The sequence below is a fragment of the Gimesia sp. genome, from assembly GCF_048262075.1.
Lineage (GTDB): Bacteria > Planctomycetota > Planctomycetia > Planctomycetales > Planctomycetaceae > Gimesia.
Window position 1 is genome coordinate 1 of sequence record NZ_JBLXFK010000019.1, and the last position, 16,177, is coordinate 16,177.

The following is a 16,177-nucleotide window of genomic DNA, read 5'->3' on the forward strand; positions in this document are numbered from 1 at the left end:
TTTCCTGACAGGGAAGCAAGCTTGCATCGAGGCGGAGGTCTCCACCTCAGGCACTCTCATCGAACTGGTGAGAGTGCCTTTTTTTTATGCGCAATGAGCGACTTCTTGAATATGATTATGTCAGCCAGGAACGGCTTTGATGTGCTTGCTCGGGCTGCTCCAGGTGATGTGGTCGCTTAAGAGATTCTGGAGAATGAACAGTTTTTTTTTCCTCGGTTGTGGTCGTTTGGAGCTGTTCGATCAGTTCGCACCAGCCTTCCCGGTGAATGCTCAGAACTTTAATGGCGTTGTGAATGTAACTGACTTCCTGCTTCACGTCAGCATGATTCAAGTTTTCATACACAAAAACAAACAGCGCCTTCAACTGATCAACTAATTCGGGTTGTTGAGCAGGATCAAGTCCTCCAATCAATTCAGCCACCAGGTCGCGGCTTTTATCCAGCGCAAAATGGGTCTGCTCAAAATTTTGTGCCTCGGCAGCTTGCGCTGCTTTCCGGGCAAACCGCAGAGCACCATCGACGACCATTAAATGTAACTGGTGCGGTGTTGCCGTCAAAACCTGATTCTCTATGTAATCTTTTCCGTTCATCTCCCTGAAGGCCCCTCTTTTGGTTTGAATGATTCAATAAATTATGGATGGTTTATTACTTTTTGGATGAGTTGAAACTCAATGTTTGCAGGCCATCCAATGCGGTTTGCTGTGAGTTTAACTGGTTCACGATCGTTTCCTGGAGTGTAAACTGTTGAATCAGTCTTTCGCGACGAACTTCCAGAATCTCGTTCAGTTCTTCCACTCGGGTATTTAATGACAGTGCCGATGACTGAAGTGAATCAATCTGTGCTTTGAATGAACCCGTGAAGGGATCGGTCATCGCGGTGATCACTTCATCCATCACGACAGCGAATCCGGTATCTTCCTGCTGAAAAAATTCTGTTACGGCATTCGGATCATCGAGCAATACCTGTTCAAGGATGCTTTCATTGAGCTTTAATTTACCGTCACCGCTAAACTGCACCCCTAGTTCCGACATACTTTTAATTGAGTTGTTACTGACGGAAAGTTTTTTTGTCAGTAAACCTTCCAGGCGTGAAACGGTCGTCAATACAACGCCATTTCCGTTCAGCACACCACGTTCATTCGTGTCCGAGTTGAAACTGGTGAGAGACTCCTTCGCATCAACAAAACTGTTATAGGCAGTAATAAACGTGTTGATGGTCGTTTTGATTCCCGCGGTATCGCGGGAAACGTTGATCGTGGAGGGAGAACTGCTTGTGGAAAGCAGATCAATCTCCAATCCTGTGATCGCGTCGTCAAAACTGTTGGTCGAGGAAGTGAGTAAGAACGAGGTTTGTGGATTACTGCCGATCCGAATCAATGCATCTTCGGCCTCAACCGAGGTCGCGAAGCCAAAATCGAACGAACTTTCCAGGATCAGCTCACCCGCGGCACCACTGCGCGAAGAAGTGATCGAAAGCCGCGCTGAGTTGAACGCGGTCCCGTCGTCAATAATCGTAGCAGAAGCGACGCCGGTTGCATTGAGCTTATCGGTAATGTCCTCCAGTGTGTCTGTTGCTTCAACCGTGATCACGGTTGTCTGGCGACTATCGACGCCCGTTGTTCCCGAGCCTTTGATTCCCAGGTCCGTTGCCACAGTTCCGCCTGAAAGATCTTCCACTTTGACATCGAAGCTGCTGCCACCAGTGCTCTCAACGATAAATCCATCGCCGGTGTCATTTAGACGGGCGTTGATCTGCGCTCCAGCAGTGGTTGCGGCATCGTTAATTTTTGTCAGTACATCGCCTACGGTTTTGGTAGTTGCCGAATCCGATAAATTCACATTAAAACTGGTTCCGTCACGATCGGTGATGCGGATGCTGCCGGTCGAAACTGCCGTGCCGTTCTTGGCATAGGTTGACAGTGAGGTTTTTTCGTTAATGTAACGCAGATCCAAAGAGCCGGAACTGACGGTATGCTTTGTATCAGCCAAGACGGCTTCAATTTTCAGAAAACCTGCCAGATTCCCGCTGACGTCCTGAATTTCAATAGATGTTCCCGAGGCAGCAGAGAGGTCCTTAATCTGAATGCCTGTTTTGGTATCGTTCAGGCTGGCTTCAATCTGGATGGAACCATTCGCATTGATGAGGTCGATGACATCATCCAACGTATTTGCGGAGGAAAAATCAATGGTCGCATTGCCTCCCGCGCCATCTTCGATATAAACCTGACCTGCGTTCAGGATCGTTCCCCCTGCCGAAACGCCCCCGTTTAAATTTCTGAGTAATACCGAATTCAATCCGCCAGACAGCGCCCCCGTAATGGTGCCACCAGGCCCTGTTGTTTGGATCCCCAATTCACGCGCTGCCAGGGAGCTGTTCAAAGCAGTCACTTCAAGCGTGCTCGCGCCGACCGTATTATCGGTCAGGCTCAGTTCCCCGTTGGCGGTGATCGACGCGGTTAGCTTGCCTCCGTTGGCAACGTTGTTATTGATCAAGTCGACGACATCACCGACCGTCTGTGCTGTGTCCAGGTTGATGTCAATGGTTGAAGCATCGGCGACAGTAATCTGAAAATCATCAGATCCGCTCACCGTGGTGATCCCGTTTCCATCATTGATTTGCGACAGGTTAAAATCACTGGTAACTCGATAGACGGAATCTCCGTCAAAAGTAGATGCAACAACTGACTTTAAAATTCCCAGATCCTGCGCGGTCTGGCCGCCACCCACTTCGCTGACTTTCAGTGTCCCGAGGCCTGTTCCGGTGTCCGTGAAGACCAGGTGATCGTCTTCAATGCTGGCAACGATCGAAGTCGCGGATTGATTAATTTCATCCACGACGTCGTTAATCGTAATGGTTTTACTCAGGTCGATGACTTCTGTCAGTCCGTCCCGGTCAGTAATCCGGATACTGCCTCGTTGAACGCCCAGTCCATCATTCAGTTCTTCCAGCAGTTTGGGCTCATCCAACTGTCCTCCACCCGAAATCGTAATTGTAGTGGCAGTGCCAATGGGAGTTGTGTCGGCATCCGCGAAACCATTCGAGATCACCTGGTGATTCGACGATTTTCGTAGTCCCTGCAGCTGGTAGGTCGCGGAGGTAGCGGTACTGTTGGCAGCAACACTGAACTGGCTGCTGTCCGAACTGGTGGCTTTTAGTGTTTCAAAGGTGCTTTCCAGATTCAATTTTTGAACCGAGGAATTCAGCGTCAGCAGGTTGGCTTCGAGGGTTTTTATCCCCCCTTCGGTGGCTTCGAATGCGGATGCACGATTGGCCAGACGCACCAGGGCGTTTTTCTGAACACCGATGATGGCATCCACAATTTCTGTGATATTTAATCCGGTTGCCAGACCGACACCGGAACTGATGCCTGACATTGTACCAAGCCTGTATTAAAGTGACTGTGCGACTGTTCCTTTAACGCTTAACGATCATCACTCGAAATTCAGAGTGTGAACAAATACTTTTTAGCCCGACTGAGGATGTAATCGTTCATTTGCATCTGTAGATTGCCAATCACGATCAGCAACAGTTGGTGCACAAGAAACGACAGCATCCTGTTATATATCGGTTAGTAAAAGGTTTCTGCATGAGTGGAGCGTAGGAAGATCAGCCTTAAGGGGTAGTATTTTAAATAACTTTGGTGATTATGACGATTTTTTCTGGAGGGATTCGATTCAATGACCGCATACGAAAAGTGAAGTGCCAAATGGAATTCGTTTGAGTCGTCAATTCGGCAGTTCCCGCGTTTCCCCGGAAAAGGATCCCTGTTAAGTTCATCAAAGGCGATAGTCACACTTTTAGGCATCCGCGGGACAAGCAGTTCCAATGCCAATTAGGCGATCTGATTCAGATAACGAGTTGAATTTTTATTCGCCGTAACCAAATTGATCGACTAATGGTTTAAAAAAACGAGTGACCATTGATTTTTCTGATTGTGTCAGTTGGTCGCGCCACTTACCGACAATCAGAGGCTGAACGCAGGGCGATTCCGATGTGTGTTCTTCGTCGATGCGCAGCGATTGTGCAGTGTAGGAATTTTCGGCTGTCGAAGCAGTGGCCGCGTACTGCGGTTCTGTTTGTAACGCACGCATTTCGTCAGCGATGGCCGAAACGACATCCAGCTTTAACAGAACCCCCAGTTTGGTCGCCATCTGGAATATCAGCCCTTCGGTATTGCCAACAAGATGTTCATAAGGAATCACCATGATTCCCGGCAGGCAGAGGGCGTGATGGATCTGCTGATATGCGTTGACGGTTAGATCGACGGCGGTTGCAAAAGGAATATCGCTGTTTTCTATCTCGGTACACACGACGTCCCGGGGATCACGATAATGATAAAATGGACGCACGGCATCCTGTTTTGCCGCTGTGATGGCTTCTTCTGTCAGTGAATGAAATCGAAGAATCATTCGCTGATCCACGTTCATCGTGTCGATGATCTGATTCAACTCTTCCTGGGTGCTAGCGTCTTCGACTTGAAACTTGAAGTTCTGGCTTTCCCAGATTTTCTTAAAAACTTCCTGTGACCAGTCTGTGCCTGAGTTCGGAATGCCGAAATTGAAGATGATCATAATTTATCCTGTCCTGGAGTCGTAATTGGGAAAAGTGCTCTGCTACTCAAGGTCACTCTCGATCGAATTACGTTGTCTGGCTTTCTGTGAAAGGAACTGAGGGCGGGGGACTTGTACTTCAGACTGTTGTTCTTCCCTGCGATAAGGGTGCTTGTCATGGAAGTAATCGAACAGCCGCCCCTGGTATTCGATCAGGATCGTTTCAAAATGGATTTGATTCCGCTCGATTTCAAGCACAATATCGGCGGCCCGCCATTGAGTGGCAATTAAAATGACATCTACGGGTTTTTCAAGCAGTTGATCCCGGAATAATATTTCCTGACCGGTGCCCGGTACGAACGTGCCGACTTTATTCATGTCGGAGTCAATAACGATCGGGAATCGCGTTTTATCCAGTTGATTCTGGTTAATAAATGCGGCCGCTTTTCCGGTTCCTCCCCAAATGGCAATTCGTTTCCCGGTACTTGCCAGTTCGTCAAACTGTTGAGCCAGTTGTGCTGCCGACTGTAGGGCTTTTTCCTGGAATAGAACTGCCTGGCGCGCCAGTTCGACTTGATACTTCTGGGGCTGAAAGCTGGCCAGACCGTAAATTACTTCCCCGTTATAGCTGGTTTGGATCAGATCGACTGCAGTCGCGCACCGCGTCAAGAGCCTCTCCAGTGACTGAGTTGTGAAGTGTGAATTGTGTTCGTAGAAAAAGTCAACCGTGCGACCTGCAGCAATCACGCCGTCGATACAGGGGACTTCAATAAACAGCTTGGTTGCACATTCTGCCACATTCGCAGCAAAGGCCACTTCCTGTGCAAAGCCGAGCGGATTCATCAAGTGTTCAAATACGTGCCGGCTGATGATTAAGTCGGGACGGAGTTCGGCCAGATGTTTTCCAGGTTCGAATAACATGGGGCGCGCCTCAATCAGATCGCCTTCTGTCTCAATTTCCGCATTCGGATCAAAGCCGATGAATTTTCCCGTCGGAAATTTCTTCGCCAGCGATCGCAGTAAATGACCTTCCCCACAGCCAATTTCCACAACAACCGGGTTATCAGACAGGGTCTCTGCAATCAGATCACAGACCTTCTGCAGATGTTCTGACCAGATGGCGCCTTTGTTAAACATCAGGTTTGGCTTATCGGAATAAGGGACCTTGGCATAGTCGAAGGCGGCGTTTGAGATGTGCCCGCAATCAACACACCTCATGAAATCGTGTGGGAGACGTTCCATTGCCTGGGCCTCTTCGCAGCTTTGCGGCCAGGCTAGCGTGGTTAATGGCAGCAGGCCTCCATCGTAAAACTGCACGGCGATATGATATCCACAGGCAGGACATGTGTAATTCTGGATGGCAGAATTCAGGATTTTGGAGTGGTCTTCACTTTTCGTACTACTTAATGAAGCATCCATGCATTGATCCTTGTTTGAAGTCGAACTTGTCAGATTGTTGAGAGATTGAGATCTTTTTTTTTGTGTATCGATTTGTTGAAGAGCAGATTCAAAGAAGTCTTCCATTTCTCGAACGGCATTGATGTCTTCGAAAAGCAGGTGGCTCTTGGAAAGGAATTTCAGGCGGAGTTGGTCCCGAAAGTCTTCGTCGCAGCCGATCCGACAGGCGAGATCGATGTATTCGTCGATGGACGAGACGACACAATCCATGATGCCCATCTTTTTATACAAGGCCAGCATCGCGCGACCGCGCATATACTTTGCTGGCAATGTTACGACAGGTGTGCCGATAGCCATGGATTGATACGCGGTATTTCCCCCCCCGAAGTGCATCGGGTCAAGCAAGACATCGGAAATATAAATCAAATTCAGGAAGTCATCTAACGACATCCCGCGCACCCAGTGAAGGCGGTCAACGACATCAGGGAACGATTTATTAAAGCGTTCGATCAGCAAATTTTTCCATTTGGATGTTTCATCACGAATCATCACAATCCGCGCTTGGGGATCTTTGCGTAGAATTCCAGCCAATACTTGATCAAATTCGGGATGAAATTTGAATAGCGTTTGCGGGCAGGCATAAATGTGGTCGTCGTCGGAAAGCCCAAATCCGCCTCGTGATTTAATCTTGTCGGGCAAACTGGGACGATAATAGTAAGTAGGCAGAGAATCCAGTTCGACCAACGTTTCGGTGTAGTGGTCTTGCGCGTCTTCCGATTCAATCAGTTTGCTGGAGATAAAATAATCAATGGTTTTCAGGCCGGTCGTAATCGGGTGTCCCCAGGTAACACATTGGATGGGGGCATGTCGCGTGGTGGCCAACGAAAAGATCAGCGGGTCCATGCCGATATCGGCGTAAAACAGAATATCCAGTTCCAGACTTTGAAGACGCTGACTGGCCTGCTGGAGGTCAATCCCCAGAAAGAGATATTCATCGGAGTCGGCACGTATGTTTTGTGCATGATCGTCAGTATGTTTTAATGGCGAGATGGTAATCACATGATATTTTTCTCGATCAAAATTCTTGATAATCCCTTTCATCAGGAACCCGATGGTATGTCCATAGAACAGGTTGGAGATAAAACCGATTCGGATACGACCATCACGTTCTACTGTTGGATTTTGTTGATCCCAACTGAGTTTGTTCTTTAGTTGATAGACTTCCGCCATACGTTCGATGATGGGCCGATCATTATATCCCTGATAAGCCAGATAAAACGTACCGGGAGTCAACTTGATCGAAGCGTCGATTTGCACTTCATCAGCGCGCATCTCTTCGATTTTTTGCACAAAGGACTGACGCACGTCTTTTATTACTTCCAGGGAAGCAGGAATGGGAGGCAGCAGGCTGGCAATCGCGAGGCGATATTCCGGCAGAGGGTTCAATTGATACGCTTTTTTCAACGCCTCTTTTGCTTCTTCAAACTGGCCCAGGTCGTGGTGGACGGTCGCCAGATTACAGTAAGACGATGCGGAGGAAGTATCCAGTTCCACCGCACGCTGGAAATCTTTGAGCGCTTTTTTAGATTGCCTTTTCTGTTTGCTGAAGTGCCCGCGATAACTCCAGAGAGTGGCGTTTTCGGGATGATATTTGAGTGCTTGCTTTACCTGCTCCTCAGCTTCCTTGTTGCGCAATTGTGACGTATAGAGTTCGATCAAATGTAAACGTGACTGTAGATGTTCGGGTTCCAACTCAACCAGTAATTCGAAATAGCTAACGGCAGAACCGACTTTTTTTTGCCGTACCCGGATGCATCCCATTCCATACAGAGAAGCGGTGTTCGTCTGGTCGCTCTGATAGAGACTTTGAAAGATCTCATAGGCATATTCCAGGTCACCCAGTGCTGCTGCCATTGACCCCAGGTGAAATGCAGCGCCGAAATGATTGGGATGTTTTGCTAATACTTCACGAAAAGTAATCATTGCATCGTGGGGCTGGTTCGACTCTTCAAATGTTTTGCCCAGGTGAAAGAGGATCTCGCAATTATCAGGCGCGCGTTTTAATGCATCCCGAAAACACTTGATGGCAGATTCAAATTCTTTTTGCTCGGCATAAACGATACCCAGATTGTTTCTGATTTCGGAACAGCCCGGTTGTAACGCGACCGCTTTCTTAAGAATGGTAAGTGCTGCTTCGTATTGTTCCTGTGATGTCAGGAAGGCGGCGTAATTTTTCAGAGTGTCAATATGATTCGGAGCCAGCCGCAGTGCCTGTTGATAGGACTGTTCTGCAGATTCAGGTGTTTCTGATTTCGCGAGCGCATTGGCAAGATTGAAATGTGCGGTAGGAACCTTAGGGGCCAACTTGACGACTTGCCTGCAAATGGCGATCGCTTCCTCAAGGCCCTCATCCTCTTCCTGTAGGAGATTTCCGAGATTAATCAGCGCGTCGATGTAATCGGGTTTTAACTGAATTGCCTTCCGGTAAGTTTGAATGGCTTGTTTCTTTTTACCGGCTGCCACCTGCGTGATTGCCTGATTCAGGATGAACGCCGGGTTTTGAGGATCAAGTTCCAGCGCACGATCATAATTATTCATCGCGTCCTGAAATTGTCCTAAGCCTTTATAGGCGGCTCCGCGGTTGGAAAAAAATGAAGCAATCCCATCATTCTGGCAAATGGCGCGCGTAATAAAATCGATGGCTTTTTCATATTGTTTGAGGTGCAGATATACCACGCCCAGTAAATGCAGCGCGTCAGCCTGGGTGGGGTCTTGTTGCAGCACCTCACGGTAGAGTTCTTCTGCCAGAGGGAGATTTCCCGCTTGATGCTGTTGAACCGCCGTTGCCAATAGTTCCTGAGGTGAAGGCATAGATTCTTCTTTGAGTCACAGTACCGATTGTATTTATTTCAATGCGAGCTGTTGAAACCCGACCAGATTGGATCGCCAGCTAGACTTTTCCGGTTATTCTGTTTGTATCGGCTGCGGCGCGGGGATAGATAAGCAGTTTCTTGAGCCAGGGTAAAATCACATCTAATCGAGGTCTTTCACTGCAGGGGGCTGGAAGAATAGGAAGAACAGCAAGTCTAAATAAAAAACCACTACCCATCGTATGATGGATAGTGGTTTCGTAAATGAAGTATTTTTCAGTTGGTGATCAACTCTCTCCAGGATTATCCTAAGAGACTCAATACCTGCTGTGGGTTCTGGTTGGCAATCGAGAGTACCGAAATACCAGCCTGGTTCAAAATCTGAGCTTTAGTCAAATTCGCAGTTTCGACAGCGAAGTCGGTATCCACGATCTGGCTTCGAGCTTCAGAAATGTTTTCCAAGGCAACCCCCAGAGAGGAGACGTTGGTTTCGATCACGTTTTTCTGAATCGCACCCAATCGACCACGAAGTGTGGACACACGATTGACCGCCTCTTCGATGATATTCACCAAATCAGAACCGGGAACCGAAGGACCGACGTCGAGCAGACTCTTTCCACCACCTGATCCCAGCTCGAACAGCTTACCGGAAACACCACCCAGTCGGGCCGTATTCACAGCTTCAATTCCGATACCCACCTGACCGGCGGCCGATACGTCCTGACCGATCTGGAATAGTGAACCACCACCAGTAATCGTAATGCTGGCAGTATTGTCGACTGTGTTGGCAGCAGAAGTGAAGGAGAACGAAGCATCCAGCTGTTGCGATCGCAAGTTGGCCTGCAGACCGGAACCCTGGGCAACCTGACCATTGATTCGGGCAACAATGTCGGAACCGATATCTCGTTTCAGAGCATTGCCGTCTGTGATGTTATCGACAGTGTCAAATGTTCCGGAGAGCACGTTGACATCGACAAATTCGTCAGCTCCATAGTTAGATGCATTGAACGTCAGATAAGCGTTGGTACCACCGGTTAAGGCTGCTGCCGTTTCGGCTTCTACAACTCCGTTACCATTACTGGTACCTTCAAATGCTGTCGAAACGTACGCGTTAGCATCTGCGTTATTATCTATTAACGTTTTGATGTCGGCGGCAGTCGAGGTAATGGCACCACTACCGTTTGTCGCCAAATTGATCACAATGTTAATGTCCGTGGCGTTATTAGAAACTACAACGCCTAATGGTTGACTGTTACCACTCGGGTCTACAAACGAAACGTTAATATTCTGGTTTGCATCACCTAAGATACTGTCTGAAGCGCGGGCATCGGAAAATGACAAATTTGAGTTAACATTGGCTGCGTTTTGAAAACTGACGTTGCTGGCAACCTTGTTAGTTTTGGTCGCAGTCACACCTGTAATGTCAGTCACACCGTTGACAGCGTCACGCACGTTATCCAGAGAACTGGAAGCACCCAGGAACAACACCTGACTACCACTGGCTCCACCAATTTCAATGGTTGAGGCGGTTGCCAGACCACCGTCGACAGCACTGTAATCCAGGCTGGCTTGAGTGGCTGCGGTTACGATTGTGGCATCCAGCGTAATTGTACTGCTGGAACCGAATACCGCTTCGTTGACCTGAAAGTCAGAGAGTTTAGCAGAGTCAACTGCAGAAGCCTGTGTTCGGAAAGCCTTACTACCGTCGATCAACTTGTCACCGGCGAATGAGGTGTTCGCTGAAATACGGTTGATGGCTGATAAAGCAGTATCAATCTGAAGCTGATTCGCTTCGATTTCATCCTGAGACAAAGCACCTTCGTTCAAACCTTCTTGAACCAGACCTCGAACCTGGTTCAACAGGTTGGTGACTTCACCCAGAGCCGAGTCAGCAGTCGCGATTACGTTGCTGGCACGGTTACTGTTTTTAATGGATTGTTCAATCGCAGACACCTGAGATCGCAGAGTTTCACTGGCGATCAGACCTGATGGATTGTCTTTACCCGAGTTGATTTTCAAACCGGTTGACAATCGTGTCAGCGAGGTATCCAGAAGATTTGTAGATTTGTTTAAACTACGCAGACCTCGCAACGAGGCAACGTTAGTATTAATTCGCGTCATGGCAAACAGCCTTTCTCACTTTTAAATTAAGCTTCCCAAGGGATTAATGGGTATTAGCTACTTATATGATTTAGGTTTCGAGTGATGCTGAAACCACCCGAAGACATTAGTTTTTGATCCTGTCAAATCCTATAAATGTGAAACAAAGTGATACATTCTGACAGGATTCCTCGAACTGATGTGGCTTATCTTTCCATAACAAAACCATTCCAGATTCAGACGATGCAGTAAATGGGCAGAGGGAAATTGCGCATTCATGCTCATATTCTATCGGAATGTTACTTTAGGTAATCTGAGGGTCTTTGGTGTTTTTTTGAAAATAAACCGATCTCTCCGGTATCGCACTCAGGAAGGGATGAGTTGTAACTATTATCCGCTCCTTCATCAAAAGTTCGGCTGTAACTCTATTAGCGTGAGAGAGGAATGTGGTGATCGTTTCATGCAAACGAATATTTATGTTAAATTTGGCTGCAGGATCGCTACTGCTTGCCTAACCGGACCCTGCCTGTGTCGCGGGACTGGCAAGGGTTGCCTGACTGGTAAACTTTGTCATGGGTGAATCCCTGTGGGTATAACAGCACTTAGTTTGTGTTCCGGTTCAATACCTGCTTCGCACCAGGTGAAATTGAGGATCAGTAATCTACGGAAGCAAACTGTCGGACAGACTTGTTGCTGGGTACTAGAGCGCATCACATTTAACCATAGCGTCTCTCAATCTATTATACTCGGTCCAAATGGCCCTGGAGACGCTACAGTAAAACTGGACACAGTCTAATGTTCTCATTGAAACACAGCTTGCAGTCAGAAGTTGATCGACCGGTTACCTTGGATTTTCGATTCTGGAAATACAGTTTTAATAATGGTGGGTCACAGAATTGGAAATTGACTCTGTGTATTGACGATCTGGCTCTCTGAATTGAAATCGGACTTACGTTCAAAGCAAGATGTGAGAAGACATCGGAGAACTGTAGGAGTCAGATTCATCAAGTTGAATGAAACACTCCCTTCGTGGATCTATAGGCATTATAAACCGAGCCACATCTCTGGGGGCCTGTTAACAGGTCACTTGAATTCAGCCTGTAATTCCACCATAAGCCTTAGACCAATTCAAAGAGTTATGATTGAACTGGATCATCTCTGGAAGAGTGAGACCATTGTGTAAATCGCTCTATCAAAGAAAGAGAAACTGAAGTCTGCAGTTAAGCTTATTGACTGGAAACCAACCGGTGCATTCTGTAACTGCTATTGCAGAGTTGTTGATTATGCGGGTTGATGATAATTGTTCTGATGAATGCTGGTCGTAACAAATGAACTTGGTCTTGCCGGAGACTCATTCTTTTCATGGAAAAAGTCAACGCTTATTGCTCAAGATCACTGATCGGCAACGACGATCTATCTTTCATATCTTGCCAGAAGCGAACATGCCACAGCAGGTGGTTGAATAAGCAGACAAATGAAGTCTCTACAGTTGATGGAATAAATATCACAGATCATATTGCACCTGCGCTGAACAGATTCACTTGCAAGATGTATTCATCCTAAGAAGACCATATTCACGAATCGCATACCTTAGGGAGCAGCAACGCATGCCTTTGTGTCCCCAACACACTAGTCATCAGGTTAAGGAAGCCCACTCAAGATTAGGACGATCACTTGTAAAAATTCAAACAACCCGTCACAGCTCAACAGTCGCTTCAGAGAATATCGCAACCATGTTCCAGGACTGGGAACAAAAGTGGTCGCACCGTCGCGAATTGATCGCCAGTCGCATCGAGTTGATCGAAACCCAGCTCAAGGCTCTTGAGCAGTCTGATCTGTCGATGCCACAGTTTACAATTTTTGATGACCCGGGAGAGTAGGAACTGCCCGGTCTGGAATAACGTCGATAATGAAACCAACGCGGTCTCAGGATCAGAGCGCGGAACGAGAAAACTGACAATACAATGTTTCAGGTCAGGACCGCAGTTGGTTAACCACTTTGCTGATTCGCATAATAGCTGCTTCGATTTCCTCGTCTGTATTGAGGAACGAAAGGCTTAATCGAACTGCAGAGCGATAGACGTGTTCTTCACAGCCCATCGCCAGCAGCACGGGAGCCGGGTCTCGTGAACCGCTGGCACAGGCGCTGCCGAGAGAGCAGGAGATGCCTGCCAGATCGAGTGAGATCAGCAGGGCTTCTCCATCCAGGCCGGGAAATGAGATGTTGAGCGTATTAGGCAACCGATGTTGTTGACTACCATTAATAACGGTTGGCAGACAGTGTTTCTGCAGTCCTTCCTGCAGGCGATCCCTGAGCGCTGCAGTCTGGCGCGTGCGATGTTCCTGTTCGCGAACAGCAGACTCCAGGGCCTGCGCCATGCCAGCCGCCAATGCCACCGGTTCGGTTCCTGCCCGTTTGCCACGCTCCTGATGTCCACCTGCAATTTGAGGCAGCAGGCGTGCGCCTTCTTTAACAATCAGGGCACCTACCCCGCGCGGACCATGAAATTTATGAGCTGCCAGACTGACAGCGGTGGCGCCGGAGTCATGAAAATGAAACGGAATCTTCCCGATCGCCTGCACGCAATCCAGGTGCAGGGGTATATTATATTTCTGACAGCTTTCCGCCAGCGGGTCGATATCCTGAATCACGCCGGTTTCGTTATGCGCCAGGATCGAAGTGGCCAGTTGCACGTGTTCCCAGTTTAGTTCTGTGAGTGCATCCGTCTCAATTCTGCCATCGCCGTCTAAAGGCAGTTGAATCTGTTTCAGACCCCTGGGTGCCAGGCGGCGGATGGTATTGACCGTAGCCGGATGCTCACCGGCCGGTAAAATAATTTCTCCGGGCGTTCCAGACAAAAAACCCTGAATGGCCAGGTTGATCGATTCCGTGCCACCACTGGTAAAAATGACTTCCTGGGGATGAGCGCCCAGCAGTGATGCCACTTGTTCACGGGCATCTTCCAGTACTCTGCGCGCCTGACGGCCATCAGCATGGGCACTGCCGGGATTGGCATAGTGTGTTCGATACTGCTCCGCGACCAGGTCCACCACATCATCCAGGGGGCGCGTGGTGGAATTATTATCCAGAAAGATCCGTTGTGAAGCTGGTATCGACATGACAGGTCAGTATTTCAAAGCCGGTAAACCGTGGGGAAAACCGTTACCCTTTTGCGGCTTCCTTCGCCTGAGATTTAAGCTGGTTGGGGACATGTTCAATCAGCATGTCAATAATATCGTCGGGAGCAAGTCCTTTGCTGTCTGCCTGAAAAGTGGTGACAATTCGATGCCTGAGGACCGCATGGGCAACTGATTTGATATCTTCGGTCGAGACATGGAAGCGTCCTTCCAGGATGGCCCTGGCTTTGGCTCCCAGTATCAGAAACTGTCCGGCTCGCGGTCCGGCGCCCCATGACAAATATTCTTTCACGAATTTGGGAGCAGTCGCTTCTCCCGGACGGGTGGCCCGTACCAGATCTCGGGCGTAAACAAAAACATGCTCGGCGACGGGGACTTTACGGACGACTTCCTGCAGCGCCAGAATCTGACGGCCGGTTAATGCGGCTTCCAGTTCCGGTTTCTGATTGCCTGTCGTCTGTTTGAGGATCATCAGTTCTTCGGCCGCAGTCGGATAATTCACGACCACGTTAAACATAAAGCGGTCCAGTTGCGCTTCCGGCAGCGGATAGGTACCTTCCTGCTCAATCGGATTTTGAGTAGCCAGTACAAAAAACGGCTCAGGCAGACGATAGGTATTCGAACCGACGGTCACGTGACGTTCCTGCATGGCTTCCAGCAGTGCAGCCTGAGTTTTGGGAGGCGTCCGGTTAATTTCATCTGCCAGCAGGACGTTGGTGAAGAGTGGTCCCTGCATAAACTGAAACGAACGATGCCCGGTTTCCGGATCATCCTGCAGGACGTCGGTTCCTGTGATATCGGAAGGCATCAGGTCCGGGGTAAACTGAATTCTTCGAAATGAGAGGTGCAGGATTTTGGCGATGGTACTGACCAGTAGTGTTTTGGCCAGTCCAGGCACTCCCACCAGCAGGCAGTGGCCTCGGCTGAACAGTGAGATGAGGATTTCATCCACGACTTCGGACTGACCGATGATGACTTTGCCAATTTCATCGCGCATCAGGAGGTAAGCATTGGATAGACCACGGATGGCCTGAGCTTCCAGATCACGTTGTGCCTCATCATCTTCCTGAACCATCAGATGCTCTTCATGGTCGGTCATAAACCCGGACTGCCTTTGCAACAAAAGACCAAACTACTCGAAACGCTTCTTATTGTTTATACTGGTCAGCAGAACCGAATGGAAGGGGCCATTTGTCGGGAGCGGGAATCCCGACCAGTCTGGCTCTCAGTCCTGTTCGTCAGTTAACATGTTTCATGCTGATATTATCATCACTTCCCCTGTAAATTGCGAGTCAGAACGTGTCTCAACCCCCAGTATCGTATTTTGTATTTGATGTGGAAGCGATCGCCGATGGAGATCTGATTTCCCGTGTCCGTTATCCGGGGGAAGAATTGCCTCCTGAGGAAGCCCTGGCCCGCTATCAGGCTGAACAGGTTGAAGCCTCTGGCAGCGATTTTATACCGGCTACTTTTATGCTGCCGATTTCTGTTGCCGTGGCCAAGCTTTCTGAAGACTATCGGTTACAGGATCTGACGGTACTTGATCCACCCGAATTCCGCTCGCATGTCATCACGAAGAAATTCTGGCAGGGCTGGGTGCACTATGGTCAGCCCACATTGGTCACCTTTAATGGTCGTGGATATGATCTGCCGGTTCTGGAACTGGCAGCGTACCGTTATGGTATTTCTCTACCGGAATGGTTCAATGTAAACGCCCGCAGTTTTGATCAGTCCCGCAACCGCTATAACACCGGCGCTCACATTGATCTGATGGATCTGTTTTCCAACTTCGGTGCCGGCCGGGTCACGGGAGGGCTGAACCTGCTGGCCAATCTGATTGGTAAACCGGGCAAAACCGGCATTGATGGTTCGCAGGTGCAATCAATGTATGATTCCGGCAAAGTCGATGAAATCAATGACTACTGCCGTTGTGATGTTCTGGATACCTATTTCGTTTTTCTCCGCTCCCGGGTTTTGGCGGGATTCCTCAGTATTGAAACTGAGCAGGAGATTGTCACAGAGGCCTATCGGTACCTGGAGCGGGAAGCGAAATCCAATAAAGCGTATCAGCACTATCTTGAACACTGGGGAGACTGGGAGCCGCCAACCGAATAAATGTCA

Annotated in this window: 9 protein-coding genes; 2 read left to right on the forward strand and 7 right to left on the reverse strand. The window is 48.7% G+C overall.

The genetic code is table 11. The features are described from left to right. Positions 1–115: 115 nt before the first annotated feature. From fliS to ACN0YH_RS25250, 5 genes are all read right to left on the reverse strand, one after another. Positions 116–589 carry a flagellar export chaperone FliS gene (fliS, locus tag ACN0YH_RS25230; RefSeq protein ID WP_417382373.1) on the reverse strand — a complete coding sequence of 158 codons (474 nt, stop codon included), beginning with the start codon at positions 587–589 and terminating at the stop codon, positions 116–118. Between the two features lie 55 nt (positions 590–644). Further along, a complete protein-coding gene (fliD, locus tag ACN0YH_RS25235) occupies positions 645–3,374 on the reverse strand; it encodes a flagellar filament capping protein FliD (protein ID WP_417382374.1) in 2,730 nt (909 codons plus the stop codon). A 492-nt stretch (positions 3,375–3,866) separates the two neighbouring features. Continuing rightward, the gene (locus ACN0YH_RS25240; RefSeq protein WP_417382375.1) at positions 3,867–4,571 is read right to left on the reverse strand and encodes a hypothetical protein; all 705 of its coding nucleotides are present in this window, start codon (positions 4,569–4,571) and stop codon (positions 3,867–3,869) included. A 42-nt stretch (positions 4,572–4,613) separates the two neighbouring features. After that, entirely contained in the window at positions 4,614–8,819 is a 4,206-nt protein-coding gene (locus ACN0YH_RS25245) for a tetratricopeptide repeat protein (protein WP_417382376.1), read from the reverse strand. Between the two features lie 302 nt (positions 8,820–9,121). Then, positions 9,122–10,939, reverse strand: a complete 1,818-nt coding sequence (locus tag ACN0YH_RS25250; RefSeq protein WP_417382377.1) for a flagellin — start codon at positions 10,937–10,939, stop codon at positions 9,122–9,124. 1,586 nt (positions 10,940–12,525) lie between these two features. Between ACN0YH_RS25250 and ACN0YH_RS25255 the strand changes: the two genes are divergently transcribed. Then, positions 12,526–12,798 carry a hypothetical protein gene (locus ACN0YH_RS25255; RefSeq protein WP_417382378.1) on the forward strand — a complete coding sequence of 91 codons (273 nt, stop codon included), beginning with the start codon at positions 12,526–12,528 and terminating at the stop codon, positions 12,796–12,798. Between the two features lie 94 nt (positions 12,799–12,892). On the opposite strand, the gene ACN0YH_RS25260 is transcribed toward ACN0YH_RS25255, so the two are convergent. Next, positions 12,893–14,038, reverse strand: a complete 1,146-nt coding sequence (locus ACN0YH_RS25260) for a cysteine desulfurase family protein (RefSeq protein ID WP_417382379.1) — start codon at positions 14,036–14,038, stop codon at positions 12,893–12,895. Positions 14,039–14,081: 43 nt separating this feature from the next. Beyond that, on the reverse strand, positions 14,082–15,155 hold the full coding sequence (locus tag ACN0YH_RS25265) for an AAA family ATPase (protein ID WP_417382380.1): 1,074 nt from the start codon (positions 15,153–15,155) through the stop codon (positions 14,082–14,084). Positions 15,156–15,355: 200 nt separating this feature from the next. Between ACN0YH_RS25265 and ACN0YH_RS25270 the strand changes: the two genes are divergently transcribed. Further along, on the forward strand, positions 15,356–16,171 hold the full coding sequence (locus ACN0YH_RS25270; RefSeq protein ID WP_417382381.1) for a 3'-5' exonuclease: 816 nt from the start codon (positions 15,356–15,358) through the stop codon (positions 16,169–16,171). The last annotated feature ends 6 nt before the right edge of the window (positions 16,172–16,177 follow it).

Coding starts and splice junctions, on each gene's coding strand:
- fliD (WP_417382374.1), bottom strand. CDS start 3,374: ATGTCAGGCATCAGTTCCGGTGTCGGTCTGGCAACCGGATTAAATATC.
- ACN0YH_RS25260 (WP_417382379.1), bottom strand. CDS start 14,038: ATGTCGATACCAGCTTCACAACGGATCTTTCTGGATAATAATTCCACC.
- ACN0YH_RS25255 (WP_417382378.1), top strand. CDS start 12,526: ATGCCTTTGTGTCCCCAACACACTAGTCATCAGGTTAAGGAAGCCCAC.
- fliS (WP_417382373.1), bottom strand. CDS start 589: ATGAACGGAAAAGATTACATAGAGAATCAGGTTTTGACGGCAACACCG.
- ACN0YH_RS25250 (WP_417382377.1), bottom strand. CDS start 10,939: ATGACGCGAATTAATACTAACGTTGCCTCGTTGCGAGGTCTGCGTAGT.
- ACN0YH_RS25240 (WP_417382375.1), bottom strand. CDS start 4,571: ATGATCATCTTCAATTTCGGCATTCCGAACTCAGGCACAGACTGGTCA.
- ACN0YH_RS25245 (WP_417382376.1), bottom strand. CDS start 8,819: ATGCCTTCACCTCAGGAACTATTGGCAACGGCGGTTCAACAGCATCAA.
- ACN0YH_RS25265 (WP_417382380.1), bottom strand. CDS start 15,155: ATGACCGACCATGAAGAGCATCTGATGGTTCAGGAAGATGATGAGGCA.